Consider the following 24621-nt stretch of genomic DNA (forward strand, 5'->3'; position numbering starts at 1 on the left):
CAAAAGTGATTTACTAAAACTGTATTTATCAATAGTAATCTGTCTCCTATACTTTGGCTTATAAAGCGTTATCAAATAATTGATATAAAGGAGTCATAACATGGCATCGTTCAAAGATTCATTGCAAGAAGGTCAAACCCACATTAAGTCTAAAGCCGCCGTAGCCTGGGCCGCGGGTGAGCCGTTAAAAATGGAGGAAGTTGACGTAGAGCTGCCTAAAAAAGGTGAAGTTCTCGTTCGGATCGTTGCTACTGGCGTATGCCACACTGACGCGTTTACCCTTTCGGGTGACGATCCAGAAGGCGTATTCCCTTCAATTCTGGGTCACGAGGGTGGCGGTATCGTTGAAATGGTCGGTGAAGGTGTTACTAGTGTAAACGTTGGCGATCATGTTATTCCACTTTATACCGCTGAGTGTGGCGAGTGTAAGTTCTGTAAATCAGGCAAAACTAACCTTTGCCAAGCGGTACGCGAAACCCAAGGTAAAGGCCTAATGCCAGACGGCACAAGCCGTTTCTCTAAAGATGGCGAGCCAATTTATCACTATATGGGCTGTTCAACGTTTTCTGAGTACACAGTTCTACCTGAAATATCGCTAGCGAAAGTAAACAAAAATGCCCCGCTGGACGAAGTTTGCCTATTGGGTTGTGGTGTAACTACAGGTATGGGTGCAGTACTTAAAACGGCTAAGGTTCAAGAAGGTGACACGGTTGCTATCTTTGGTTTAGGCGGCATCGGTTTATCAGCCATTATCGGCGCACGTATGGCAGGCGCGGGTCGCATTATTGGTATTGATATCAACGAAAGTAAATTCGACCTAGCCAAACAGCTTGGCGCAACTGATGTAGTAAACCCTAAGAATTTCGACAAGCCTATTCAGGAAGTCATTGTTGAAATGACCGACGGTGGCGTTGACTACTCGTTTGAGTGTATCGGTAATGTGAACGTAATGCGCTCTGCCCTTGAGTGCTGCCACAAAGGCTGGGGCGAGTCAGTAATTATCGGTGTAGCCGGTGCGGGCCAAGAAATTTCAACTCGTCCATTTCAGCTAGTGACAGGTCGTGTATGGCGCGGCTCTGCCTTTGGTGGTGTAAAAGGTCGTTCAGAGCTTCCTGGCATTGTTGAACAATACCTTAATGGTGACTTTGGTCTTCAAGAGTTCATTACTCACACCATGGGCCTTGATGAAATCAATGACGCCTTTGACTTAATGCACAAAGGCGAAAGTATTCGCTCTGTTGTGCATATGGATAAGTAAGCGTTAGCTACTTGTAAGAACGCAAAGGAGAGGTTAGGCCTCTCCTTTTTTTATTCTCTTCAAATCACGCCCTGCTCTAACGCCCCATGGTACTTAATGCTAAAGCCGATAGTAAATACTTAACAATGGCTTTTATACCTTGGACAATAAGTAAGCAAATGTGTAACGTAAGAAGGTATTAACAACGTCACTATTTAGCCGTGTCAGCATTGGGCTTTCCATTATGAAAAAGACCCAACTTGCAGTACTTGCAAAAATGAAAAATACACCATCGCTTCAAAAGTCTAAATTAGGTCGCGTTGTTACTATTGCGTGTATTAGCGTAGGGCTAGGATTGAGTTTATGCGCAAACGCTTATCATGAAGACAGTTCAACACAGCAAGCAGGTGACGAAACGCCGATGAGTACCGCACCGCCCCTTACAACACTCACCAACTACCAACAAAACGCGCCCTTTATGTATTCTTCTGGCTTGCCTGATGCCTCTCATCTTTCTTTGCTAAAGGAGAAAGGGCTAACTCACGTTATAGATTTGATCCCGGGAGATCGAGCGAGTGAGATTTTAACTACCTCAGAATTAGGGCTCGATTACTTTAATGTACCCGTTGATTGGGAAGGCCCTACGCTCGCTAACTTTTTAAATTACGCAGCGTTTATGCAAAACGTAGATGTCAATAAAGATAAGGTACTCACTCACTGTAAACTGAATTGGCGGGGTGCCGCTTTTACCTACCTATACAGAATTAACGTACTTGGAGAAAATGAACAAACTGCCAAGAAAGATCTTATGGCTATTTGGCACCCTAACCCTACGTGGTATGCCTTTATGAATGAAGTTATCACCCACTACAATGGGGTAAACGGTAAACAAGTAGCGATGTCGTTTGAGGCCGCCTCTGAAAGCCAATAAATTTCAGCGCTTCCTTAATTAGTTTTTTAAACCACTTCATTCCTATTACACATATATGAAATTTCAGATACCTTATTGACACATATGAAATTTCATATACGATACATCACATACGAAATTTCATATGTGATGGAACTTATGTCTACGTGCTTACTTTCGCCCTTAACATTTTTTAAGTGCCTGTCAGAAGACACCCGCCTAAAAACGCTTCTTATGCTTAGCGTGAAAGGTGAATTGTGTGTGTGTGACCTTACCGACGCCCTGCAATTAAGCCAGCCAAAAATTTCTCGACATCTTGCAGACCTTCGCAAGTGCGGCTTAGTGCTTGATACGCGTAAAGGTAAATGGGTGTACTACAAACTTCACCCTGAATTACCGTCTTGGGCATTAGAGGTTATAACCAATACAGCCGCACACAACGGTGAGTACATCAACGGCCCATTGGCCAAGTTAACGTGCGCTGACTGTTAATATTTCTACCCACAACATTAACCATAAAACGTTAGTTTAAGACCGGTGTTCACCATCAACCGTTTCATATCTACAAAGGTTACTTCGGTAACACAAGACTATTAAAAGGTGCTTCATGAAGATTCTATATATTTGTACGCATAACCGTTGTCGCAGCATCCTGTGCGAAGCTATCACCAATGCATCTAAAGGTAATGTGGAAGCACGCAGTGCGGGAAGCCAGCCCGTAGGTGAAGTACACCCGCTCTCCCTTAAATATTTGGCCGAGCGTGGGATTGATACCCAGGGCCTTAGAAGCCAATCTTGGGATGAGTTTGAAGACTATAATGCCGACCTTGTGGTGACGGTATGTGACTCGGCAGCAGGCGAATCGTGCCCCGTGTATTTTGGTAAATCACTTAAAGTTCACTGGGGCTTGGAAGACCCTTCGAAACTAAAAGGCACAGAGGAAGAAAAAGCGAAGGCGTTCAATACCACCATCGATATTATCGAAAAGCGTGTTGCCGCGTTAGCTGAGCTTGCTGACAAAAATCTAGATAAAGCCGCGCTTAAAGAGGCGCTATCAAATTTAGGAGCGAATTAATGAGCAAGGAGGTATCAAACAACAGCACACCCTCTGTGCAATCACCGTCTGATAATGCGGTAATGGAACACATGCACAAGCCCATAATGGCAAACTTTGCTTCAACGCTCTCACAGCATAAACCCCGTATTTTATTGCTTTATGGCTCACTTCGCGAACGCTCATACAGCCGCTTGGTCATTGAAGAATCCGCGCGTTTGCTTGAATACTTTGGTGCAGAAGCCAAAATCTTTGATCCTCGCGGTTTACCCCAACCCGACACCGAAGATGATTCACACCCGAAGGTTAAAGAGCTACGGGAATTGATGATGTGGTCTGAAGGGCAAATATGGTGCTCACCAGAGCGTCACGGCAGCATTACTGGGATCATGAAAAGCATTATAGATTGGGTGCCGCTCAGCCTTGGCGGCGTGCGCCCTACGCAAGGTAAAACCTTGGCAATTATGCAGGTCTCAGGGGGGTCTCAATCGTTTAACGCGGTAAACCAAATGCGTATTTTAGGTCGTTGGATGCGTATGTTAACTATTCCTAATCAGTCTTCGGTAGCAAAAGCGTTTCTCGAGTTTGAAGAAGATGGCCGAATGAAACCTTCTCCCTACTACAACCGCATAGTAGACGTGGTGGAGGAGTTAGTTAAATTCACCTTGCTTACCCGCGACAACAAAGCGTTCTTGGTTGATCGCTACTCTGAGCGCGTCGAAAGCGCCGAAGAAGTCAGCAAACGCGTTAACCAAAAATCGATATAAGAGAGTTATAAAATGGGATTTTTTGAACGTTATTTATCGGTATGGGTCGGCCTTTGTATTATAGCCGGGGTTGGCTTAGGCTATGCTGTTCCGGGCCTATTCGAGTCGATTGCGGCGTTAGAATACGCGCATGTTAACTTAGTGGTTGCCGTACTTATTTGGCTAATGATTTACCCGATGATGGTGCAGATTGACTTTGGCTCTATCAAAGACGTGGGTAAAAAGCCAAAAGGCTTAGTGCTTACCCTTGTTGTGAATTGGCTAATCAAACCCTTTACCATGGCCCTTTTAGGCTGGCTATTTTTTAAAGGCATTTTTGCCGACTGGGTAGACCCGCAAACGGCCACTGAATATATCGCCGGTATGATCTTACTTGGTGTAGCACCTTGCACAGCCATGGTATTTGTATGGAGTCATTTAACCAAAGGTGATGCTAACTACACACTGGTTCAGGTGTCGATTAACGACCTTATTATGGTTATTGCGTTTGCGCCACTTACCGCCATGCTGCTGGGCGTAACAGATATTACGGTACCCTGGGATACGCTGCTTCTTTCGGTGGCCCTTTACGTGGTACTTCCCCTTGTAGCTGGCTATATAACCCGTCGTAGTTTAGAAAAGAAGAAGGCGACTACGTCAGGCCAAAATGCTGGCACAGACACAGGCGCTATCGATGCACTGGTAAATAAGTTTAAGCCGTTTTCAGTTATTGGCTTGCTCTTGACCATTGTGATTCTGTTTGGCCTGCAGGCAGAAACTATTCTCTCGCAGCCACAGGATATTGTGCTAATAGCAATACCTTTGCTTATTCAAACCTACGGTATTTTTGCTATCGCCTATTTTGCCGCAAAACGCCTGAAGCTGCCTCACAACATTGCAGCCCCTGCATGCATGATTGGTACGTCTAACTTTTTTGAACTGGCCGTAGCCGTAGCAATTTCCCTGTTCGGGCTACACAGCGGTGCCGCGTTAGCGACCGTAGTGGGCGTTCTGGTTGAAGTACCAGTAATGTTGTCGCTTGTGTGGTTTGCTAACAGAACGCGTCACTGGTTCGATGGGGCGAACTGATATCGTTTCAGACCAGTAAACACTGCGCTGGTGTAACATTGTGGATACCACGCCGATTGTAAAAGCAGCGCTTTAACGAAGAGATAACAAAGAAGGGCGAACCATGGGTTCGCCCTTCTTTTTTAACCAGTTACGCGGTTTTGCAGCTACACAGCAATAGCAGTTTGATAGGTATCAGGAAGAATAAAACCGAAGCGGTGTAACAAGGCTTTTAACTCGTCTTGCTTAATGGGCTTTTCTATAAAGCCCAATGCACCTAACGACATTACCTTTTCTTGCATCATTGGCTGAATGTCGCCGGAAACCACGATGACAAAGGTTTCTAACTGACGGTGTTTAATTTCACTTAGAACACTAATACCACCTAAGATAGGCATGGTGAGGTCGAGCAATACCAAATCTATGGTGTGATGCGCTAGTACTTCTAAAGCGTCCATACCGTTAGACACTTCATAAATGGTTTCAGCAAAGCCCGTAGGTAAATTGCTTCTTGCCATTTTTCGTGCGAGCGCTGAGTCATCACAAATTAATATATTAAAACCCATCAGCTTCAATCGTATAATTGGTTATTAATCCGTCATCAGAATACCTTAAACGAAAGTATAATAAAACAAAAAGTACCTGATTTATGGCTACTTACGCGCTATGTTCAGCAAACTCCCCTCACTTAAGGGCCGGTTTTGTGGTAGATATAACGTGGAGTGAAAAAAGGAATACATGCCCATGCAAGAGTTAGCTGCAAGCCAAGATAAGAATTTGGTGCGAAAGGTGGCCTATCAAATTTTATCCCATTTCGACAAGAGTTATCGGTGGTTCACCCGCATCACCCGTGGCGCTCAAGAGCGGTTTGAAAAGGGCAATTGGAAAGAAACCCAACTCGCCTCAAAAGAACGCATCACCATATACGAGCAAAGTTTATCTGATGCCGTTGCTGAAATTTATCAGTTAACGCAGGTCCATCAAAAAGACGACGCTTTCTGGCAACAGCTTAAAAAAGTGTTCGCCTTACAGCTAGAGGGCCACCCGCAGTTCGAGTTGGCAGAAACCTTTTATAATTCTGTTATCGGCAGACTTTTCAAGCATCGCAAAATTGACAATGACATGATGTTCGTATTGCCCAGCCGTTGCTTTTTACCAGGGCAAGACAGGGACAAGGTAGTTAATAGCTTCGATACAACAACAACCGTGCGTGAGATGTACGAGTCTATTTTCAAAATTTACCGCTACAATATTCCATTCGAGAATTTTGAGCGCGACCTTCAGCACTTAGAAGAAGCTCTTCGCGCACGCCTTGACAAAGCGCAACTAGCAAGTGTTCAGGCAGTAGAAATTCTTAAACCTACGTTTTTCAGAGGTAAAGCAGCTTACCTCATTGGGCGTATTTGCATGCCAGATGAAACCCTGCCTTTTGTTATCGCCATGCGACGATACAATGACCCCAACATGTTCGTTGATGCACTGCTTACCGACCGCAAAGATTTAAGCGTTATATTCGGGTTTGCCCGCAGCTACTTTATGGCTGATACTCAAAACCCTGCAGAAGTGGCTGCCTTTCTTCAAGAACTACTTCCCAACAAAAAGCACTTTGAGCTTTATATGTCGATGGGCCACTACAAACACGGCAAAACGGTTTTCTACCGTAACTTTTTGCAGCACTTGAGTGAGTCAACCGATAAATTTGAAGCGGCCCCGGGAATACGCGGCCTTGTTATGATGGTATTCCACCTACCCTCTTATGGTGTGGTGTTTAAAATCATCAAAGACGAATTCGCTGAAAGTAAAAAGATCACGCGCCAGCACGTTAAAGAATGCTACAAGCTGGTAAAAATGTCAGACCGCGTGGGCCGAATGGCTGACACCCACGAATACGTAAACTTTAGATTTCCGCTAGATAGAATTGAGCCTGAATTAATCGAAGAACTAAAAGAGACGTGCGCCTCGAGCTTAGAATTCACTGAATCTGAACTCATCATTAAACATATGTACATTGAGCGGAAAATGACGCCGCTTAACTTATATCTACAGCAAGAAACAGACGAAGAAAAGGTAACACGAGCGTTAGACGAGTTGGGGCTTTGCATAAAACAAATAGCAATGGCCAATATATTTCCGGGAGACATGCTACACAAAAACTTTGGCATCACCCGTCATGGCCGTGTGATATTTTACGACTATGATGAAATATGTATAATGAACGAGCGTAACTTTAGGGCGTTGCCAAAGTCGGATGACCCATATGCTATTGATACCCTCTCCGTTGCCCCAAACGACGTATTTCCCGAACAATTCGAACACTTCATTGTAGGGAAGCGCAAGTTTAAAGATATTCTAAAGTCGCTACATGGTGATCTTATGACCCCCGAGTACTGGCATGAAGTACAAAAAAAGTGCGCCCGCGGCGATGTTCAACATTTTACGCCATACCGGGCAAACAGGCGATTTGACCGAGACGAGTAAGGCTTAGCCATAAGTCTAAGCCTTGGTAAACACGACTAATTCCGAGCTACATACCAAGGCTTAAAAGTGATCGTTTCATTACTTAACACTCGTAAAAGCATAAGAAAGCTTAATGCTTTGCGACTGTTTGAGTTCGCTTGCTGTAAAATAATCTCCTTTTTAGGGTAGCAGCAATGCCAATCAAGCGTGTGAATGTAGATAAACAAAAGAAGCGTAATAATGAAAGTGCTACTTGTAGAAGATGATCCTAAAGTTGCCTCGCACATTGCAAATGGACTATTGGGTGAAGGGCATGAATGTATTACCGTTGGTGACGGCGCATCAGGCTTCAACGAAGCCTCAAGTAATGAGTTAGATGCGGTAATTTTAGACGTAATGCTGCCGGAACTTGACGGTTTTTCTGTCTTGGAAAAACTACGAGAGGAAGGTAACACCACACCCGTTCTGCTATTAAGTGCCAAGAGCCAAGTTGAAGACAAGGTAAAAGGTCTACGCACAGGCGCAAACGACTACCTGACCAAACCTTTCGCCTTCGAGGAATTGTTGGCGCGTGTTGAAGGTTTAGCTGGTCGCAACAAAGACGGTGAAGATAAAACCCTCATCAAAGTCGGCGATCTCACCCTCGATTTAGTAAATCGCAAAGTGTTGCGAGGCGATCAAGAAATTGATCTTCAATCGAAAGAGTTTCAGCTTTTAGAGTGTTTGCTTCGTCACAAGGGTAAGGTTGTTACCCGGAGCATGCTGCTAGAGCAAGTTTGGAATTATCATTTCGATCCGCAAACCAATGTTATCGACGTGCATATTAGCCGCTTGCGACAAAAAGTTGATAAAGCGTTTAATGTTCCGCTTATTGAAACCGTTCGCGGTACCGGTTATCGCATAGCGGATGGGCTTGCATGATAGCGATACGCGACTTTACGCGTAGCTCCAGTTTTCGCGTAGGCGTATTGCTCACAACCCTAGCTTGCATAGCCATTGTTCTAATTGTTTATTTTTGGCGATTAACGAGTAGCGATTTATTTATTTCCGAATCTAATGCTGCCGTTAACGCCAAAACAAATGCGCTTGTCACCCTGTACGAAAGCCTTGGCATTGAGGCAGTGAGAACGGCTATTGCCTCTAATAGTCTCACATCTGGCGTTACTGCCTCGGATACCGCTCATGGTCAACCCTCTGATAATACACGCTCTTTCGTAGTACTTAGCAAAGATAACCAGATTGTAGCGGGCAATTTATCATCCATTCCATTGGTGTTAGAACGCCATACTGGGGCGAGCTTCGATACCGCAGAAATAGTAATTACCCGCCCTGGTAATGCGGCTCGCAAAACACTCCATCAAGCCCTAATGAGAGAAGAAGCCCTTGGCGACTATACGCTTTATGTTGGACGTGGCATTGATGATTTGTACAGCGCCCAGTGGTTTGGAAAAACCTTCAGCTGGATTATTGTTGTCCTTTTATGCACCTTGAGTATTCTTAGTTTTGCTATTGCGGTTTACGTGGTGAATCGAATAAATCGTATGTCTCAAACTGCAGATAAAATCATTAAAACCGGTAGCCTGCAGGAGCGACTTCAAATTGACAGCAACTGGGATGATTTAAGCAGCCTTTCCATTGTATTCAATCAAATGCTCGATACTATCGAAAGCTCGGTAAACAACATCAAGTCGGTAACCGATAGCATCGCACATGACTTGCGTACCCCGCTTTCAAGACTTCGCAACACCCTAGAAAAAATTGAAGACGACGAACTTCGCACCGACACCACGCAAGAAGCCGACAACTTACTTAACATGTTCAACAGCTTGCTGCGTATTAGTGGACTTGAGACAACAAACAAGAAAGAAGGGTTTTGCACTACCGATGTCCGTGCCATTGTCGAGGACGTTGTCGACCTTTATCATCCACTGGCAGAAGAGCGTAATATTCATTTATCAAGCAGCCTTGCACCGGTCACCATGACGGTGGACCCTAATTTGCTTTTTCAAGCAGTGGCTAACGTACTTGACAACGCCATCAAATACTCTCACGACGATAGCGAAGTAACCGTTGAACTATGTCAAACACCTCACCATTTCGTTATATCTGTTTTTGATGAAGGGGTGGGCGTAGGTGAAAACGAAATTATCAATTTAGAGCGCCGCTTTTATCGCGCAGATGGCAGCAGAACCAGCAAAGGAAATGGGCTGGGCTTATCTCTTGTATCGGCTATTGTAAGGCTTCATGAAGGGAAAACATGGTTCGTTCACGACCCTTTAATGAAAGGGCATGGCCTGGGCGTCGTGTTTACATTCAAACGTTAACGTAGAAGCAGCCTTAAGGCTGCTTTTGCATAAATATGGTCACTTCGGCCATGACAATACCAAACTTACGAATGTACGAGCGGTTCATCATGGTGCTGTCATCAAATGCCCAAAACCAATCGTCAAAGGTCACCGAATAGGTTGTGTCATCCACCGGTAAATCCATTTCGTAGTGAAAGTTAAACGCATTGCCGTAGCTCGTGCCTTTAGCCGGTCCGTCGATGTCACCAGCCCGCCCTACATAGGTATTATCACTCTGTTTCACAATTTTCCAGGTACGTGAACCCGGCCCCTCGCCTACACCGTAATCAAACGTTTCGTCTAGCGTGAGTGTATTGCCGTTAATTGAACCGTCAATATCAACTACAAACCTCTGTACCACCTCGCCTGAGCGATTTTGAACAATACCCCATGCCTTCACATTTCCATCGAAGAACTGTTCAATATTAAACGTAGGGGCTATCGACTGATAATCTTCCCCTTCAACTGACACAGAGCAGCCCGAAAGGCCTAGTACACTTAAACTAGCTATGCTTAAACCCAGCACTACTTTCATCGCATTTTTTATCATTGTTATATTCCTGACATACCAAAAGATCCGCAATATGTTAAAAGGGAGATGATTCTCTTATCCTTCCCCGAGTAACTTTTTCCTAAACTTAGGCTCTGACGTTTTCTCGCTCAGCCAAATATCGAAAAAGCGCTGGGTGAATGTCGCGTCTTGAATTTCATCTGACATTTCCCCATTGACGTAAAACACACTGTTACCGCCTTTTGTCGCAATACCGGTAATGACATCGCCTTCTGTAACATCAGGAAAAATATCTTCCATCAACGCCAGCCATCGCTCGGCATTGTCCGAAGATACATCGCCTTGCTTTTTCATTTCATCAATGGAGCGCTTGGCTATTTTCTTCCCTTCAAGGTCACGCTGATAAGTTAAACGCAACGCAAAGGGCGGTTCGTTGTTGTACGTACCGTTAGGCGCGATTAACTCTCCGGTATAAACATCCCAAAAGTAGTAAGAAAACATTCCTTTGCCCACTAATTTGGCATTAGGCACATACTGCGAAATAGGCTCAGACTGTACTTTTTTTGAGCTCGCTGCTGCCGCAAAAGCGTTATCTTCCATGAACATCGCCCCCGCAATGAGCGCTATAGAAAATATCAACGTCGATTTTATAGCCATAAATTTGCTCGAATTAGGTGTAATAATAGTTAGGTTCTTTTCTTAACTCGCTATCTGGTTATACTCTTTCCACCATGCATTTGATCAATAACAGATAGGCGCTTACCGTGCTATCCCTTGAAGATTTCAAAACTTCACTCACACTTCCTTCGCCTGTAGAACCGTTTTTTCCAAAATGGAAAGGGGCTGAGAAGGTATCGCTCTTCGTTAAGCGAGACGACGCCATACACCCTATTATGTCGGGGAACAAATGGCGCAAGTTAAGTAACGCTCTTCCCCCTTCTCTACCCAAGGCAATAGTGAGTTTCGGGGGCGGTTTCTCTAATCACCTCCACGCCCTAGGCTTTATCTGCTTTAAGTTGGGTATCCCTTTCACCGCGATTATTCGAGGTGACTATTCGGCTACCCCCTCACCGATGATTAAAGACTTGATACAGTGGCAAACTCACATTGAATATGTGGACCGTATAACCTACAAAAAACGTAGCGATAGCGCTTATTTAAATGAACTAAAGCTGCAGTTTCCCGATGCGATTATCATCCCAGAGGGCGGAAGCCAAGCCCAAGCGCTTCAAGGGATAAAAGATTTGGTCGATGAAATCGAGGTAGACTTTGATTTTATCGTCGCGCCAGTCGCAAGCGGCGCAACCTTGGCGGGAATTATAAATGCATTAAATAAACGTAATCGTACAACGGCTACTGACTTTCGTTCTCTTCATAAAGTCATTGGCATAGGCGTACTAAAAGGTGAAGGCTATTTAGAGGGGTTGGTTCAGAAATTTCTTCCGATATCTAAACACCAGACAAGTTGGCATATTGATCATAACTATCATTTTGGTGGCTACGCCAAAGCGCCAAATGAGCTTCAAACCTTTTGCAACGACTTCAATGACAACATGGAATTTAAAATAGAGCCAGTTTACTCAGGCAAAGCCTTCTGGGCAGTTAAAGATATGTTGGCTAAAGGTAAGTTCGAAGACCGTTCTCGCATTGTTGTATTGCACACGGGCGGTTTGCAAGGTGCAAGGTAACGTATTGTTATTACAAAGCATTGTTTTAACTATGTTTGAGTGATACAACTAAGTACGTGGGCTTGCTCACATTACTCGTAAATTATAAACCAACAATAACAAAAAGAAGTTTGTCGCAGGATGCGGTATAAAAACTAAAGCTTGCTACCTGCAAACTTCATCAAGGAATGATTATGAAAGATATTTTCTTTTTCGACTCAATGCTAACCCCTAAAATAATTACTTTTGTCTATTGGCTGCTATTATTGGGCTCTGTAGTCAGTGGCGTATCTACAATGTTTGTTGGATACGATGCGAGTTTCGTATACGGGCTATTTATCGTTGTATCAGGGTGTATTGGTGCAAGAATTTGGTGTGAACTACTTATCGTTCTTTTCAAAATTCACAGTAACCTTCAAAAAATTGCCAATAAAGAGTAACTTTACTTCTGATTAAGGGTGCAGCTCTACGCAGCACCTTTAATCAAAACGAAATACCTGAAGCAAAAATCACGCTACGGCAACAGTCTCCGAATAACGTGTTAGCGTATCCAAGTATTCCAGTTTACGACTTTCAGAAAGCCAACTGGTTTTAAAACTGTTCGCAACGAGCGTAACCAAGTCCTCTTTACTAAATTGCCCTTCTTCTTGTAACGCTATCAGGTTTTCATTTAAGTAAGCTCTAAAATAAGAAGGGTCATCCGAATTGATACTTGGCAGCAACCCTTGTTGCAGCATCTTTTTCAATTCTTTAGAGGTAAGTGATTGAACTACAAACTTGTTCGAAACCGGACACACGGTCAATCCCAAACCTTTCGATTTTGCAAGCTCACATAACGCGTCAGATTCTAGGATATTTACACCATGGTCGATCCTGTCTACTTTAATATCCTCGATAACCTGCCGAATATGCTCTAGCGTATTATTTTGATTAACATCGCAGTGCATCGTCAATTTAAGGCCCCACATTCGTGCCTTTGAAAACACCTCGGCAAACTTCAATGGTGGGTTATTCTTCTCATCGGAATCAAGGCCTACTCCTATTAGTTTGTCAAGATGAGGCTCAGCCATATTTAGGTGCTCCATTGCTGATTCTGCGGACATGTCTCGCAAAAAACATAAGATAAGCTGGCTTTCTATGCCTAATTCAGAATGCGCATCCTTCTGCGCTGCGTGTATTCCACTAATAACGGTATCGAAATGCACGCCTCGTATTGTATGAGCCTGTGGATCAAAGAAGAGTTCTACATAAACTATGTTTTGCGCTGCGGCTCTCTTAAGGTATGCCATAGTGAGTTGGTAGAAGTCGTCCTCTTCTATAAGAACGCTCATACCCGCATAGTAAATATCGAGAAAAGAAGGTAAATCGTAAAAATCATACGCATTTATCATTTCTTCAGGCGACTTTGCTTTCAGTGCAACCTTGTTTTTCTGTGCCAAAGCAAAACTTAGTTCCGGTTCTAACGTGCCTTCGATATGAACGTGAAGCTCAGCTTTTGGCATTTTTTCTATAAACTCTTTCATTGTAACTCCCCTACTACTGAGCGCCTTCTTAATTAATGTAAAAACTTGGCGAGCATAATTTTGTCACCCAGAAAGAAATGAAAGGCAAAAAATGTGCCCGTATAAGAACCAGCTTTGGCTCTTCACCTTTCCTCAGTATTTTAGTTAGGGCTTGAAGAAAGTTTTATTTCCGCTTCGTCGTATCTAGCGCTGCTTTATTGCTTTAATTCGGTGCGTTATTGAACTCTAAATCGTGCAAATTGAAAGTTTTGGCTGTGCTATAACTTTAATGCACTAAAGTTATTTCATCAATTTTCAACAGGGTAACCAAACAGCCTTTTGAGCTTGGCTTTTAATCCTTTATCCTGCTGAAGCTGGTCAACAAGTACGCCAAGCTGACTGAGATTGGCGCTAAGTGGGTTATCCTTCGGCATCTTCCCAACAATGCCGTACTTTATCGTTATCGTTTTGTCTTCACGAACAAAGGTGCCAAATAACTTGTCCCAAATGATAAGCACGCCACCGTAATTTTTATCAATATAGGGAGCGTTCGTCGCGTGGTGAATGCGATGGTGCGTAGGCGTATTGAAAATATGTTCAACCCAGCCTAAATGTCCAATTGTTTGCGTGTGAACAAAAAACTGATAGGCCAAATTTATAGCTACAATGGCAAAAACTAAGCTTGGCGTGAACCCAATTAAAATCATTGGCACCCAAAAGAGCCACATGCCCACAAATGGGTACAAAATGCTTTGCCTAAACGCCGTGGTGAAATTCATTTTTGTTGAGCTGTGATGCACCACATGAGCCAGCCAAAACCAGTGTATGTTGTGTGAAGCCCGGTGAAACCAATAATACAAAAAGTCTTGCAGGATGAAACCTGCAAAAAGTGATAATGCCGTAAGCTCTATGTTAAATAACGAAAACTGGTGTAACCATAGAAACAAAGGCATTAATAGTAGTAATACCAAAGCATCAGAGCCCTGATGAAGCAGTGCAAGTAAGGCATTGTTCACACTGTCTTTTACGTTATAAAACTGCCGTGCCTTGTTAAACTCCACAAAAACACACAGTAAAAAAACCGGGCTTAAACCAAGTAAAATAAGCTCAACGGGAATCAAAACGAGCTCCTAATCTATTCAAACATTGTTCAACATCGTTTTGTAAAAGGCGTTGAAGCAGCCAGCGTGGTATATACCAAGGCGCACGACACCTTATGCGATAAGAAACCAAAGTAGCATTCTCTTGAGGCACAAACTCGATAGACCCTGTATGCGCTTTTACGGGGAAATCACCGACAACACGATATTCAATACGCTTATCATCAGCGTGAACCATTTCCTCTTTAAACCGAACGCCTAGTATTGATACTTCTCGAACGCAGCCTTTCCCCCCCGCTTATTTCATTTGTATTTTCTTGCCGTAACACGCTAAAAGAGGCGTTGAAAAAATCACTCAAGTTGTGGTGGTCTAGCAAAATATCACGCAGCGCTTGGGGTTTCGCTGCTATTTTCTTCTGGTAATAAACATTGACCATTTGACACTTATCTTCTTTTCTTATTGTGACACCAACGCTATCAAGCATAATTTGACATTCACTATTTATCTTGCGCTAATGCGTCAGTGTTTTTGTTATTTTGCGACAAGCCTATGCCATCAGTTTCACCGCCTTATGCACAAAGTATAGTGAACTATCTTGTAAGTTTAGGGTTTAATGAAATAGAAATTACAACCCAAGTCAGCGCGCCAGCAGTTTCCCCTTCTTCCTCTCGGGTTTCTATGCAGGACTATGTTTCGCTATTAAACAAAGGCGCATTACTTACCAATAATTCCCTGTTCGGCTTTGAGCTAGGTAAACATATTCAAGCGAAAGACTACGGCGTACTCGGCTACTTGGTGGAAAGTTGTGAAAATTTAGCTCAGGCCATTCAAGCGTTAACTCGCTTCGACGCATTGGTGGCAAACATAGGTAACACCACCGTCGTTAATGAATCGACCAACGTGCATATCAATTGGAAACCAAAAAGTGACGATTGCAAACAAATGGTATTGCGCAATACAACCGCTTGGGTTGCCACCGTCTACAAAATATTGGGGCAGGCGTGCCAAATACATGCTATCACGTTTACCTTTCCGCTCAGTGTTCGTGAACGGGGCACGCTGGAAGCGTGGTTCAACTGCGATGTGATGGGTGAAGCTGATACCAATGCCATCATTTTCCCCCAGTCGCTATTACATATACCCTTTACTAGCGAAAATAGGGCAATGTTTAGCGCGCTTATAGCAGTAACAGAGACAGAACTTCGTCGATGCTATCAGCAGGGTAATTCACCGGGTGAAACTGATGTATTTGAACACATTAGAGTTAGCGTTGAGGCACTATTAAAAGCCCAGCCGACGTTAAAAGAGTGCAACCAACAGCGTATTGCTAGCGCACTTTTCATTAGCCCTCGCACCTTACAACGAAAACTAAAGCTAAGCGGAACTAGTTTTCAACAGTTGCTTAACGATGAAAGAAAATGTCGCTTAGACGAACTGCTAAAGCACCACTCCATTGCTGACACCGCAGATTTACTTGGATTTAAGGAGCAGTCCTCGTTTACTCACGCATTTAAAAAGTGGTATTCAACTACTCCTTTGCGGTATCAAAAGCAATTAGTGAAATAAGCGCTAACACGAAACCTGCGTGTCAGGAGTACTGTGCTTTAGCGTTGCGTTGCATTGTTTTGGTTGCGCACATATTAAAAACGCTAATCAAAGTTTCCCAAAAGTCACAGAACAGGGCAAAAAACACGGGTTGCCGACCAAAAATAAGACTGATTTCACTATCGCTTAAGCGATTATTAAACTAATGTGTCAGTGGAAGCGTAGGAATTGGTAAGTGTCAAGCAACGCTAACTCAAAGGAGATACGCTATGATCGACCGTCCAGTTACATTGCCAACGCCTTTAAATACACTGGTGACAAAGTCACTAGAGTTGTGTGAGCTCATGCTACCCGTATGTGATGTGTTTTACCCCTTTGCCGCTATTTACGAGAATGGTCGGGTTGGCTGTATTTTTGCCGATGAAACCGGCAAAAAAAAGCGAGAGTCTCAGCTTATAGAGCAGCTGCAATGGCGCATTATTGATACTACCACTGATACAAATAGTTACAGTGTGTTGGTATACGCTGCAACAGTGAATACACAGGACAGCAAAACCTTAGACGCCATTGCTATCGCAACAGCTACCCCTAATCACGAGGAACGCCTTATCCTTTACCCTTACTATAGAGTAGATGATAAGATAGTTATCTCACCCCCCATTGACACAGTAACGCGTTAACGTTTACACAGCAGGGTGTGTACTACCTTTTACATTCGTTGTTACGATTAAAATTTTTTGGGCTGTCTTTGCTTGCCAAATCCCCTTGGTCTGCTAGCATTCAGCCCAAATTTCATTAGCCAAATTAGGGATTAGTTATTATGTCTCGCGTTTTAATTATTGGTGCTGGCGGCGTTGCGTCGGTAACTGTGAAAAAATGTGCACGTTTACCGCAGCATTTCGACGAAATTTACTTAGCCAGTCGCACAGTATCTAAGTGTGAAGCACTTCAACAAGAAGTGGGTGCCGACCGCGTAAAAGGCGTTTTCGCTGTTGATGCCGACAATGCAAAAGAAGTTGAAGCACTGATCAACGAAGTAAAACCAGACCTAGTAATCAACCTTGCGTTGCCTTACCAAGACCTTCCTATTATGGACGCGTGTCTTGCGACCAATACGCATTACCTTGATACTGCTAACTACGAGCCTAAAGACGTAGCGAAATTCGAATATTCGTGGCAGTGGGCTTACCAAGACAAATTCAAAGATGCAGGTATTATGGCGCTGCTAGGCAGCGGCTTTGATCCAGGCGTAACTAACGTTTACACGGCATATGCAGCGAAGCACTACTTCGACGAAATCCACTACCTTGATATCGTAGACTGTAATGGCGGCGACCACGGTCAGGCTTTTGCGACTAACTTCAATCCAGAGATCAACATTCGTGAAATTACCCAGCGCGGTCGTTTCTGGGAAAATGGCGAGTGGAAAGAAACCGATCCGCTAAGCGTTCGTGAAGATCTGGATTATCAGAACATTGGTGTTCGCGCATCTTACCTAATGTTCCACGAAGAGCTGGAATCTATTGTTAAGCACTTCCCTACCCTTAAGCGTGCACGCTTCTGGATGACATTTGGCGATGCTTACTTAAACCACCTGCGTGTACTTGAAGGCATTGGTATGACGAGCATTGAGCCCGTGGAATTCCAAGGTCAACAGATTGTGCCGTTAGAGTTCTTAAAAGCGGTACTTCCTAACCCAGGTTCACTTGCTGAAGGCTATAGCGGCATGACGTGCATTGGCACCTACATCACGGGTATTAAAGATGGCAAAGAAAAGACCATCTTTATTTATAACAACTGTGAGCATGCTAAGTGCAACGAAGAAGTAGGCGCACAAGCGGTGTCTTACACCACGGGCGTACCGGCCATGATTGGCGCAGCACTTATGCTTAACGGTACTTGGAAAGAAGCCGGTGTTTGGAACATGGAGCAATTCGATCCAGACCCATTCATGGATATGCTTAACGAGCACGGCCTACCATGGCACGTACTTGAGTGTGAAAGCAGCCCTTTCACCAAATAAGTAAGACATAAGGGCGCTTTATTAAGCGCCCTTTTTAATTGAAGCCTCAGATATTAATCTCACTCATTGTCACTTTGAGCTATGAGAAAAGGTGTAATACAGTAGTGCTTCTTAAATGTTAAAAGCAGTTTTATTTTTGGAGCTTTACCCCATTGACCGATTTAACCCAACGCACTGATATCCCTTCTCCTTGCTACGTGTTAGAGGAAGCTAAACTAATTCGAAACCTTGAGCTTATGAAACGAGTTCAAGAGGAGTCTGGTGCCCGCATTATTTTAGCGCTGAAAGGCTTTTCGATGTGGTCATGCTTCGACATTATTAAACAGTATTTACACGGTGCGACGGCGAGTTCGGTATGGGAAGCTAAACTTGCCGCTGAAATGGGGAAAGAGGTGCATGCTTACTCTCCAGCGTATAAAGCAAACGACGCAAAAGAACTAGCAGGCTTAGTTAATCACTTATCGTTCAATAGCCTTAGTCAATGGAACACGCATAAAGAAGCCTTAGCTAATGTTTCACTAGGTCTTCGCATCAATCCAGAGCATCAAGAAGCCGATACACCCTTGTACGACCCAGCGGCGCCAGGTTCGCGCTTAGGCATACGCGCTAGCGAGCTAGAAGATGTGGATCTGACGGGTATAGAGGGCTTTCACTGCCACAATCTTTGTGAGTGTGATTCTTTTGCCACGGCACGCACCCTTGAAGCTATCGAAAAGCGCTTTGGCAAATGGCTCGGTCAATTGAAATGGTTGAACCTAGGTGGCGGACACTTAATGACGAGCGAAGGTTACGATGTTGACCACCTTATATCTACTTTGAAAGATTTCAAAACGCGCTACTCTCATTTAGATGTGATTTTAGAGCCAGGGTCTGCCGTTGCGTGGCAAACAGGCCCGCTTATTTGTGAGGTCGTGGATATGGTGGAAAACGACGGGGATATCGCTATTTTGGACATTTCAGCGACAGCACACATGCCAGACGTACTGGAAATGCCCTACCGCCCTACAATTCTGGGCGCCGGAATGCCCGATGAAAAAGCGTATAACGTGAAGCTTGGTGGTAATTCGTGCCTTGCAGGCGATGTTATTGATACCTACTCCTTCGACGAGCCGCTAAAAGCCGGTGACCGCTTGCAGTTTGAAGATATGATGCACTACACCATGGTAAAAACCACGTTCTTTAACGGTGTAGAGCACCCTGCTATTGGTATTTTACGTGCTAATGGCGACTTTGAACTGGTTCGCGAATTCAGCTACGAAGACTTTAAAGGACGTTTGTCGTAAACACGTTACAAACACAAAACCCGCCAGTTGGCGGGTTTTGTTTGTCTAAGCTTTACGACTAAACCACGCCGCTTCCCGACGCGGTTTCAGAGTTATCAATCTCGCCTTCAGCTAACACTTCATTATCTAGCTCGATTTTGAAAGATGTACCTGGCTTGCCTTGTAGGCTATAGCGAAATCCGTACATCTCACCTTCGTTTAATGAAACGTCCGTAACACCGTTTGGATGGATTAAATCGTAAACGCCAGAGTCGTTGGCTTGAGAAAATATATCTACCAGCCATTTACCGTCAGGCATGGTAATTTTAAGTGTCTTTGTCATCTGCATCTCCTTTAGCACTTAGCCTTTTATTTACCGAGGGCTAACGTAGAACGTACTACTTTGTATTTTGCCAAAGGCACTTAAGATCAATCTTGCTTAACAGGGCTTATGCTTTTGCATCGAGTCCTGCTTGATACAGCGCATTCTTTTTTAAATCGTAATGGCTGGCTACCACGGCTGCCGCTTTTTTAAGCGGCATATGTTCACATAACGTGTTTAATAGCGACATTGCTTCGCTTGGAATTGCCTGTTCATTTATTTGAGCCGGCGCAATCATCACCACGAACTCTCCCTTTTGGTGCGCAGGTTCTGCGGTTAGATAGTCGATGACATCTTGCGCACTACCACTAGCGTAGGTTTCAAATGTCTTAGTAAGCTCTTTAGCGACTACTATATTGCGCTCTCCCAATACCCGCTGAATATCGGTAACCGTATCGAGAATACGGCGAGGGGCTTCGTAGAAAACCGTGGTAAAAGGTCTGTCTAAAAGCGCTGACAATGCGCCTTCTCGCGCCTGGGTTTTAACCGGTAAGAAGCCTTCAAATATAAATTTATCTGTGGGTAGGCCCGAAGCACTTAACGCCGTAATTGCCGCACACGGGCCGGGAAGCGCACTCACTGAGATACCCAGCTCTCTGCACTTACGCACCAAAACAAAGCCGGGATCGCTAATTAAAGGGGTACCTGCATCACTAATAAGCGCCACAGACTCGCCGCCCTTCAACCGCTCACAAAGCATGGCCGTTCGCTTATCTTCGTTGTGTTCATGAAGCGAAAGGGTTTTGGTTCCAATACTAAAATGTTGTAACAGACGAGCGCTATGGCGAGTGTCTTCAGCAGCAATCCAGTTAACTTCACTAAGTACACGAATTGCTCGTGCGCTCATGTCGTCTAAATTGCCGATTGGCGTAGGAACAATATATAAGGTGGCGGTGTCTGTCATAGCAGTGGTGTAGTCTTTCGTTAAATATGAAGATAATGCCACAAGTGTAACACGCCATTAGTCCAGATTATGCTGGCAAGCGTAGATTTTCACAGTGGTTAAGATAAACTTGGCCTATAACGATGTAAAAGGAATGAAACTGTGCGTCATCTCGGACAAGCTGGAAAAATTTTTACGCTATCAGCCGTTGCTTCTGTGTTGGTATTATCGGGCTGTGGCAGCACCCCAAAGCCGCAATCTAAACCTGTGGCGGTAAATCCTACGCCTATTGAAACTACAAAGGTTGAAGAAAACGTCACGCCAGAGCACAAACTTCTTGAAGCCAAAAAAGCTTGGGAACGCACTCGCGACAAAAATAAGCGCGATGCACTTTTACTTCAAGCGGCGGATTTATACATTCAAAATAATCAGCCTGTTTTAGCACAACAAGTGCTTTATGAAGTGAAAGAAGACGGGGTTTCAAATGCGAACAACGCTTACTATTCCTTACTGGTAACGAGAACATATGCTGGCATGCCTGATGCATCACCTGATGCATTACTTGCGATGTTAGACAGTGTGGATAGCACTGGCGAAACTGGTTACGAAAAAGCACAGTTGCAAGCACAGCTTTATTCACAGCAGGGTAATTTGGCTGCGGCAGCAAATAGTGTACTAAAAACCAATATGCCTGATGCGCAAAAAGTAGAGCAAGTGTGGCAATGGGTAACGGCAATACCCAAAGAGTCTCTAGCGCAGGTAGGAGAAACGTACCCGGCACTTTCGCCCTTTATAACACTGCGCAAACTGACCGAAGAAAATGCCGCATCACCCGCTGAGTTAGCGCGAAACCTACAGCAATTCCAACAAGTATTTCGTGGCCACGTGCTAGCGACATCGTTACCAGAAAACGTTCTTGAAGCAACCCAGCTTACCGAAGCTGGCGCGAATGACATTGCAGTGCTTCTTCCTCTTTCAGGAAGGTTAGCTCGCACCGGCCAAGTGGTGAAAAACGGCATTATGGCCGCATATTATACCGATGTAGAAAAACGCCAAGATGAAAAGCTTCTACCTAGATTGCGATTTATTGACACTCACGGGGCAGATAGCCAACAGCTCGTCGACGAGATTGGTTCCACCAAGTTCGTCATTGGCCCGCTTTTAAAAGATACTATCGAGCATTTAGTGCCTAATTTACCCATTGGCGTCAATGTACTGGCTTTGAATCGCCCCGATGACTTACCAGTACATGGTGAGTTAAAAAGCCCACTGGATGCTTCAGCAACACAGGTATTACGTTCAGATAATAAAGCCGAAGCCACCGCGCTTAAACAGCCAAGCATGCAAAGTGAATTCAGTGAATTAGGTTTACCCACCTCTTTGAACTACTACGGGCTTGCGCCCGAGGATGAAGCAAAGCAGCTTGCCGAATTTATCTTTAATAAGGGGTATAGAGCCCCCATCGTTATTGCTGCGCAAAGTAGCTTGTACCAGCGAATGGATGATACGTTCAAGAAACACTGGAAAACCTTAAATAGCGCAGAGAACAAGCAGCGTACGAATATTACCTCTGTTACGTTTAACGACAGTAATTCACTTCGAGAGGGTATTACCCAAGCGCTAGACGTTGCGCAAAGTAACGAACGCATTAATCAAATTGAGTACATGACCAACGACGAAGTGTATAACATGCCTCGTAGTCGCCGTGACATCGACGCTATCGTTGCTTTTGCTTCACCGCAAGACACCGAACTGCTCAACCCAATTATTGAAGCAAGCCTAAACCCCTACGACGGTAAACAAGTGCCTGTTTATGCTACTTCTCGCTCAATGGATTACGATAGTGGTAAAAACCAGTGGCGGGATTTGCAAAACGTTCACTTTATTGATATGCCATGGTTAATGCCTTCACATAAGTGGCAGCCGTTGCAAAAAGAAGTTGAGCAAGCGTGGGATAATCAAAATACTATGCAAAAGCGTTTGTTTGCGTTCGGCTTTGATGCCTACAAACTCCTTCCACAGCTAGGCATGCTTAACACGCTGAATTATTTATCCCACGACGGGCTGACAGGAACACTTTCACTCAACCAGAAAGGCGAAGTGATACGCAAACAACCTCAAGCCATTATTCGTAACGAAAAAGTGCAAATGCTTTCGGAGTAAAGAAATGTCTAAACTGCAAGGGAATGCAGCGGAAGACAAGGCCTGTGAATATTTACTTCAACAAGGCCTCACTCTTCGTTGTCGCAACTACCATACAAGGCGTGGTGAACTCGATATTGTAATGCAAGACGGGAATACCATAGTGTGTATTGAAGTGAAATATCGAAAGCAAAATCGCTTTGGCAGTGCAGTGGAATTTGTCACGGCCAAAAAACTTCAGCGAATTCAGGCTGCGTTTGGTTTCTATTTGTTAGATAATGGTCTAAATCCAGCGTCTACCCCCTTAAGGATAGACGTTATTGCCATAGACGGAGACAACCTCGAATGGCTGAAGAGCGTAGGCTAAAGGCTGACAACATAAGCACTATGGCTGACGTTGCCGAAAGCGAACTGAATGCGTATGCCAAAGGTAATCGCGTTCGAGAATCAATGAAAACGTCTTTATGCTAGTAATATTTCGTTTTTTTATCTTATGATTTGCACCCTTTTGTCTGTTTGATGAAAGTATCTTAGGTTCCCACAAATAATGAGTCATCCCAATAACAAGACTTCGCTAAGCAGCGTTGATAACCAAGAAATTGAATTGATAGTCGGCAACTCCAGCGCCAACTTTTCTGGTGTAACGTCTACCATGCTGCAAGTGACATCGCTTCAAAAACACATGATTAATTTGCGAATAATGGGCAAGCATTTTGTTCCAGACCCATCAATGACTATTACTTTTTGGGAGGTCGCCAAGATGTGTCGACGCCCGCTTAGTAATGGTAAGTGGCGAATTTTTCATGCGCGTCGCGTTGACGAGATGATTCAGGGTGTGATCCTCAAATACGTGTTTCGCGCCAAGATAAAGCTTGTATTTAGCTCTGCCGCTCAGCGAAAGCGTTCGGCTTCTACGGTGTGGTTAAGCAATAAAATGGATGCGGTGATTGCGATGAGTAATCGCTCTGCAAAATATCTAAATAAGCCCCCCGCCAAGATAAATCTCCACGGTGTGCAAATAGACAACTACACGCCAGCAGAAAACAAGCAAGAAGCATGGCAAGCATTAGGGTACGGCGGCAAGTACGGCATTGGTATTCTGGGCAGAGTGAGAGAGCAAAAAGGCGTTCACCTATTTGTTGACGCGTGTATCAAAGTATTGCCCAAATACCCTGACGTGAACGCGGTAGTTGTAGGTGCCATATCCTCGAGTAACCAAGAATTTGTAAACGAGCTTAAAGAAAAAATTTCTAAAGCCGGGTTAACTGACCGAATTGTTTTCACCGGTGAGTTGCCGTTTGAGCAAATTCCTAAAATCTTCAGTGCACTGTCATTAGTAAGTGCACTTAGCTATAACGAAGGGTTTGGATTAACTGTACCTGAAGCCATGAGTGCTGGAGCTGCGGTATTAGCTACTCAGGCGGGCGCATGGGAAGACATCATTAGGCCAGGCGTTGATGGGTATATTGTACCGACCAAAGATCAGCAAGCTGTCACAGAAAAGATGGATTTACTGCTTTCAGATATGGACAAACTTGCAGAAATGGGCAAAGCCGGACGCGAACACGTTGTGAAAAATTTTAAAGTTGAAGATGAAGCAAGAAACCTGGTTGAGTTTTTTCGCACGCTTCAATAGCAAATGCGGGTTGATTATCGCGAGCGATAAACGTTAGGCCGTTTCTCTCTCGCGCTGAGGCCACAGTTTAAACCTCTGACTTTCAGATACTGGCCATTACAAAAATCAAGACGCTGTAATGCAGCGCAAAAAATTTCACTAAATGGTCTG

General features: G+C 44.2%; 26 protein-coding genes. 18 read left to right on the forward strand and 8 right to left on the reverse strand.

What is annotated here, in order from left to right; all coding sequences use genetic code 11:
• The first annotated feature begins 100 nt into the window (after positions 1 to 100).
• The 6 genes from MADE_RS15225 (at position 101) to arsB (ending at position 5036) form a co-directional block, all read left to right on the forward strand.
• Positions 101 to 1258: an S-(hydroxymethyl)glutathione dehydrogenase/class III alcohol dehydrogenase gene (locus MADE_RS15225; protein WP_012519523.1), complete on the forward strand. Its 1158-nt coding sequence runs from the start codon at positions 101 to 103 to the stop codon at positions 1256 to 1258.
• 223 nt (positions 1259 to 1481) lie between these two features.
• Positions 1482 to 2168: a protein-tyrosine phosphatase family protein gene (locus tag MADE_RS15230; protein ID WP_012519524.1), complete on the forward strand. Its 687-nt coding sequence runs from the start codon at positions 1482 to 1484 to the stop codon at positions 2166 to 2168.
• Positions 2169 to 2306: 138 nt separating this feature from the next.
• Positions 2307 to 2639, forward strand: a complete 333-nt coding sequence (locus MADE_RS15235; RefSeq protein ID WP_012519525.1) for a metalloregulator ArsR/SmtB family transcription factor — start codon at positions 2307 to 2309, stop codon at positions 2637 to 2639.
• 115 nt (positions 2640 to 2754) lie between these two features.
• Complete coding sequence (locus tag MADE_RS15240; protein ID WP_023559869.1) at positions 2755 to 3222, forward strand: arsenate reductase ArsC; 468 nt, start codon at positions 2755 to 2757, stop codon at positions 3220 to 3222.
• A gap of 62 nt (positions 3223 to 3284) precedes the next feature.
• Positions 3285 to 3968 carry an arsenical resistance protein ArsH gene (gene arsH / locus MADE_RS15245; RefSeq protein WP_232363126.1) on the forward strand — a complete coding sequence of 228 codons (684 nt, stop codon included), beginning with the start codon at positions 3285 to 3287 and terminating at the stop codon, positions 3966 to 3968.
• A 12-nt stretch (positions 3969 to 3980) separates the two neighbouring features.
• Positions 3981 to 5036: an ACR3 family arsenite efflux transporter gene (gene arsB / locus MADE_RS15250; protein ID WP_012519528.1), complete on the forward strand. Its 1056-nt coding sequence runs from the start codon at positions 3981 to 3983 to the stop codon at positions 5034 to 5036.
• Between the two features lie 146 nt (positions 5037 to 5182).
• Here the strand turns inward: arsB and MADE_RS15255 are convergent, their stop codons facing one another.
• On the reverse strand, positions 5183 to 5581 hold the full coding sequence (locus MADE_RS15255) for a response regulator (RefSeq protein ID WP_012519529.1): 399 nt from the start codon (positions 5579 to 5581) through the stop codon (positions 5183 to 5185).
• 178 nt (positions 5582 to 5759) lie between these two features.
• Here MADE_RS15255 and aceK point away from each other — a divergent pair, with 178 nt between their 5' ends.
• The 3 genes from aceK (at position 5760) to MADE_RS15270 (ending at position 9796) form a co-directional block, all read left to right on the forward strand.
• A complete protein-coding gene (gene aceK, locus MADE_RS15260) occupies positions 5760 to 7493 on the forward strand; it encodes a bifunctional isocitrate dehydrogenase kinase/phosphatase (RefSeq protein WP_012519530.1) in 1734 nt (577 codons plus the stop codon).
• A 219-nt stretch (positions 7494 to 7712) separates the two neighbouring features.
• A complete protein-coding gene (locus MADE_RS15265; protein WP_012519531.1) occupies positions 7713 to 8393 on the forward strand; it encodes a response regulator transcription factor in 681 nt (226 codons plus the stop codon).
• Complete coding sequence (locus tag MADE_RS15270; protein ID WP_012519532.1) at positions 8390 to 9796, forward strand: HAMP domain-containing sensor histidine kinase; 1407 nt, start codon at positions 8390 to 8392, stop codon at positions 9794 to 9796. The genes MADE_RS15265 and MADE_RS15270 overlap by 4 nt, the downstream gene beginning before the upstream one ends.
• Before the next feature lie 13 nt (positions 9797 to 9809).
• Here the strand turns inward: MADE_RS15270 and MADE_RS15275 are convergent, their stop codons facing one another.
• On the reverse strand, positions 9810 to 10367 hold the full coding sequence (locus MADE_RS15275) for a DUF3833 domain-containing protein (RefSeq protein WP_012519533.1): 558 nt from the start codon (positions 10365 to 10367) through the stop codon (positions 9810 to 9812).
• A 57-nt stretch (positions 10368 to 10424) separates the two neighbouring features.
• Positions 10425 to 10985 (reverse strand): chalcone isomerase family protein, encoded by a 561-nt coding sequence (locus tag MADE_RS15280; RefSeq protein ID WP_023559871.1) that lies wholly within the window; start codon positions 10983 to 10985, stop codon positions 10425 to 10427.
• 107 nt (positions 10986 to 11092) lie between these two features.
• Between MADE_RS15280 and MADE_RS15285 the strand changes: the two genes are divergently transcribed.
• Positions 11093 to 12016, forward strand: a complete 924-nt coding sequence (locus tag MADE_RS15285) for a 1-aminocyclopropane-1-carboxylate deaminase/D-cysteine desulfhydrase (protein ID WP_012519536.1) — start codon at positions 11093 to 11095, stop codon at positions 12014 to 12016.
• Positions 12017 to 12189: 173 nt separating this feature from the next.
• Entirely contained in the window at positions 12190 to 12435 is a 246-nt protein-coding gene (locus MADE_RS15290; protein WP_012519537.1) for a DUF4282 domain-containing protein, read from the forward strand.
• Positions 12436 to 12504: 69 nt separating this feature from the next.
• On the opposite strand, the gene add is transcribed toward MADE_RS15290, so the two are convergent.
• The 3 genes from add to MADE_RS20955 all read right to left on the reverse strand — a co-directional run bounded on the left by add (position 12505) and on the right by MADE_RS20955 (position 14835).
• On the reverse strand, positions 12505 to 13518 hold the full coding sequence (gene add, locus MADE_RS15295) for an adenosine deaminase (protein WP_012519538.1): 1014 nt from the start codon (positions 13516 to 13518) through the stop codon (positions 12505 to 12507).
• A 287-nt stretch (positions 13519 to 13805) separates the two neighbouring features.
• Positions 13806 to 14618 (reverse strand): sterol desaturase family protein, encoded by an 813-nt coding sequence (locus tag MADE_RS15300; RefSeq protein WP_012519539.1) that lies wholly within the window; start codon positions 14616 to 14618, stop codon positions 13806 to 13808.
• Positions 14605 to 14835 (reverse strand): SRPBCC family protein, encoded by a 231-nt coding sequence (locus MADE_RS20955; protein ID WP_012519540.1) that lies wholly within the window; start codon positions 14833 to 14835, stop codon positions 14605 to 14607. Before MADE_RS20955 ends, MADE_RS15300 begins: the two co-directional genes overlap by 14 nt.
• Positions 14836 to 15147: 312 nt before the next feature.
• On the opposite strand from MADE_RS20955, the gene MADE_RS15310 reads away from it, so the two are divergent.
• The 4 genes from MADE_RS15310 to nspC all read left to right on the forward strand — a co-directional run bounded on the left by MADE_RS15310 (position 15148) and on the right by nspC (position 19449).
• Positions 15148 to 16164: an AraC family transcriptional regulator gene (locus tag MADE_RS15310; protein WP_232363065.1), complete on the forward strand. Its 1017-nt coding sequence runs from the start codon at positions 15148 to 15150 to the stop codon at positions 16162 to 16164.
• Between the two features lie 248 nt (positions 16165 to 16412).
• Positions 16413 to 16823 carry a hypothetical protein gene (locus MADE_RS15315; RefSeq protein WP_012519543.1) on the forward strand — a complete coding sequence of 137 codons (411 nt, stop codon included), beginning with the start codon at positions 16413 to 16415 and terminating at the stop codon, positions 16821 to 16823.
• 140 nt (positions 16824 to 16963) lie between these two features.
• Positions 16964 to 18166 carry a saccharopine dehydrogenase family protein gene (locus MADE_RS15320; protein ID WP_012519544.1) on the forward strand — a complete coding sequence of 401 codons (1203 nt, stop codon included), beginning with the start codon at positions 16964 to 16966 and terminating at the stop codon, positions 18164 to 18166.
• A gap of 152 nt (positions 18167 to 18318) precedes the next feature.
• On the forward strand, positions 18319 to 19449 hold the full coding sequence (nspC, locus tag MADE_RS15325) for a carboxynorspermidine decarboxylase (protein WP_012519545.1): 1131 nt from the start codon (positions 18319 to 18321) through the stop codon (positions 19447 to 19449).
• A gap of 58 nt (positions 19450 to 19507) precedes the next feature.
• Here the strand turns inward: nspC and MADE_RS15330 are convergent, their stop codons facing one another.
• A complete protein-coding gene (locus MADE_RS15330) occupies positions 19508 to 19771 on the reverse strand; it encodes a hypothetical protein (protein ID WP_012519546.1) in 264 nt (87 codons plus the stop codon).
• 106 nt (positions 19772 to 19877) lie between these two features.
• The gene (gene rsmI / locus MADE_RS15335) at positions 19878 to 20714 is read right to left on the reverse strand and encodes a 16S rRNA (cytidine(1402)-2'-O)-methyltransferase (RefSeq protein ID WP_041912949.1); all 837 of its coding nucleotides are present in this window, start codon (positions 20712 to 20714) and stop codon (positions 19878 to 19880) included.
• A 141-nt stretch (positions 20715 to 20855) separates the two neighbouring features.
• Here rsmI and MADE_RS15340 point away from each other — a divergent pair, with 141 nt between their 5' ends.
• From MADE_RS15340 to MADE_RS15350, 3 genes are all read left to right on the forward strand, one after another.
• On the forward strand, positions 20856 to 22856 hold the full coding sequence (locus MADE_RS15340; RefSeq protein WP_012519548.1) for a penicillin-binding protein activator: 2001 nt from the start codon (positions 20856 to 20858) through the stop codon (positions 22854 to 22856).
• Positions 22857 to 22860: 4 nt separating this feature from the next.
• Complete coding sequence (locus MADE_RS15345) at positions 22861 to 23202, forward strand: YraN family protein (protein ID WP_012519549.1); 342 nt, start codon at positions 22861 to 22863, stop codon at positions 23200 to 23202.
• A 180-nt stretch (positions 23203 to 23382) separates the two neighbouring features.
• The gene (locus tag MADE_RS15350; protein ID WP_012519551.1) at positions 23383 to 24471 is read left to right on the forward strand and encodes a glycosyltransferase family 4 protein; all 1089 of its coding nucleotides are present in this window, start codon (positions 23383 to 23385) and stop codon (positions 24469 to 24471) included.
• The last annotated feature ends 150 nt before the right edge of the window (positions 24472 to 24621 follow it).

Origin of the sequence: Alteromonas mediterranea DE, from assembly GCF_000020585.3 — a bacterium.
GTDB lineage: Bacteria > Pseudomonadota > Gammaproteobacteria > Enterobacterales > Alteromonadaceae > Alteromonas > Alteromonas mediterranea.

What these genes read in the sequence shown, in the direction of transcription:
- MADE_RS15225 (WP_012519523.1), top strand. Translation starts at nt 101, where the DNA reads ATGGCATCGTTCAAAGATTCATTGCAAGAAGGTCAAACCCACATTAAG.
- MADE_RS15230 (WP_012519524.1), top strand. Translation starts at nt 1,482, where the DNA reads ATGAAAAAGACCCAACTTGCAGTACTTGCAAAAATGAAAAATACACCA.
- MADE_RS15235 (WP_012519525.1), top strand. Translation starts at nt 2,307, where the DNA reads ATGTCTACGTGCTTACTTTCGCCCTTAACATTTTTTAAGTGCCTGTCA.
- MADE_RS15240 (WP_023559869.1), top strand. Translation starts at nt 2,755, where the DNA reads ATGAAGATTCTATATATTTGTACGCATAACCGTTGTCGCAGCATCCTG.
- arsH (WP_232363126.1), top strand. Translation starts at nt 3,285, where the DNA reads ATGGAACACATGCACAAGCCCATAATGGCAAACTTTGCTTCAACGCTC.
- arsB (WP_012519528.1), top strand. Translation starts at nt 3,981, where the DNA reads ATGGGATTTTTTGAACGTTATTTATCGGTATGGGTCGGCCTTTGTATT.
- MADE_RS15255 (WP_012519529.1), bottom strand. Translation starts at nt 5,581, where the DNA reads ATGGGTTTTAATATATTAATTTGTGATGACTCAGCGCTCGCACGAAAA.
- aceK (WP_012519530.1), top strand. Translation starts at nt 5,760, where the DNA reads ATGCAAGAGTTAGCTGCAAGCCAAGATAAGAATTTGGTGCGAAAGGTG.
- MADE_RS15265 (WP_012519531.1), top strand. Translation starts at nt 7,713, where the DNA reads ATGAAAGTGCTACTTGTAGAAGATGATCCTAAAGTTGCCTCGCACATT.
- MADE_RS15270 (WP_012519532.1), top strand. Translation starts at nt 8,390, where the DNA reads ATGATAGCGATACGCGACTTTACGCGTAGCTCCAGTTTTCGCGTAGGC.
- MADE_RS15275 (WP_012519533.1), bottom strand. Translation starts at nt 10,367, where the DNA reads ATGATAAAAAATGCGATGAAAGTAGTGCTGGGTTTAAGCATAGCTAGT.
- MADE_RS15280 (WP_023559871.1), bottom strand. Translation starts at nt 10,985, where the DNA reads ATGGCTATAAAATCGACGTTGATATTTTCTATAGCGCTCATTGCGGGG.
- MADE_RS15290 (WP_012519537.1), top strand. Translation starts at nt 12,190, where the DNA reads ATGAAAGATATTTTCTTTTTCGACTCAATGCTAACCCCTAAAATAATT.
- add (WP_012519538.1), bottom strand. Translation starts at nt 13,518, where the DNA reads ATGAAAGAGTTTATAGAAAAAATGCCAAAAGCTGAGCTTCACGTTCAT.
- MADE_RS20955 (WP_012519540.1), bottom strand. Translation starts at nt 14,835, where the DNA reads ATGGTTCACGCTGATGATAAGCGTATTGAATATCGTGTTGTCGGTGAT.
- MADE_RS15310 (WP_232363065.1), top strand. Translation starts at nt 15,148, where the DNA reads ATGCCATCAGTTTCACCGCCTTATGCACAAAGTATAGTGAACTATCTT.
- MADE_RS15315 (WP_012519543.1), top strand. Translation starts at nt 16,413, where the DNA reads ATGATCGACCGTCCAGTTACATTGCCAACGCCTTTAAATACACTGGTG.
- MADE_RS15320 (WP_012519544.1), top strand. Translation starts at nt 16,964, where the DNA reads ATGTCTCGCGTTTTAATTATTGGTGCTGGCGGCGTTGCGTCGGTAACT.
- MADE_RS15330 (WP_012519546.1), bottom strand. Translation starts at nt 19,771, where the DNA reads ATGACAAAGACACTTAAAATTACCATGCCTGACGGTAAATGGCTGGTA.
- rsmI (WP_041912949.1), bottom strand. Translation starts at nt 20,714, where the DNA reads ATGACAGACACCGCCACCTTATATATTGTTCCTACGCCAATCGGCAAT.
- MADE_RS15345 (WP_012519549.1), top strand. Translation starts at nt 22,861, where the DNA reads ATGTCTAAACTGCAAGGGAATGCAGCGGAAGACAAGGCCTGTGAATAT.
- MADE_RS15350 (WP_012519551.1), top strand. Translation starts at nt 23,383, where the DNA reads ATGAGTCATCCCAATAACAAGACTTCGCTAAGCAGCGTTGATAACCAA.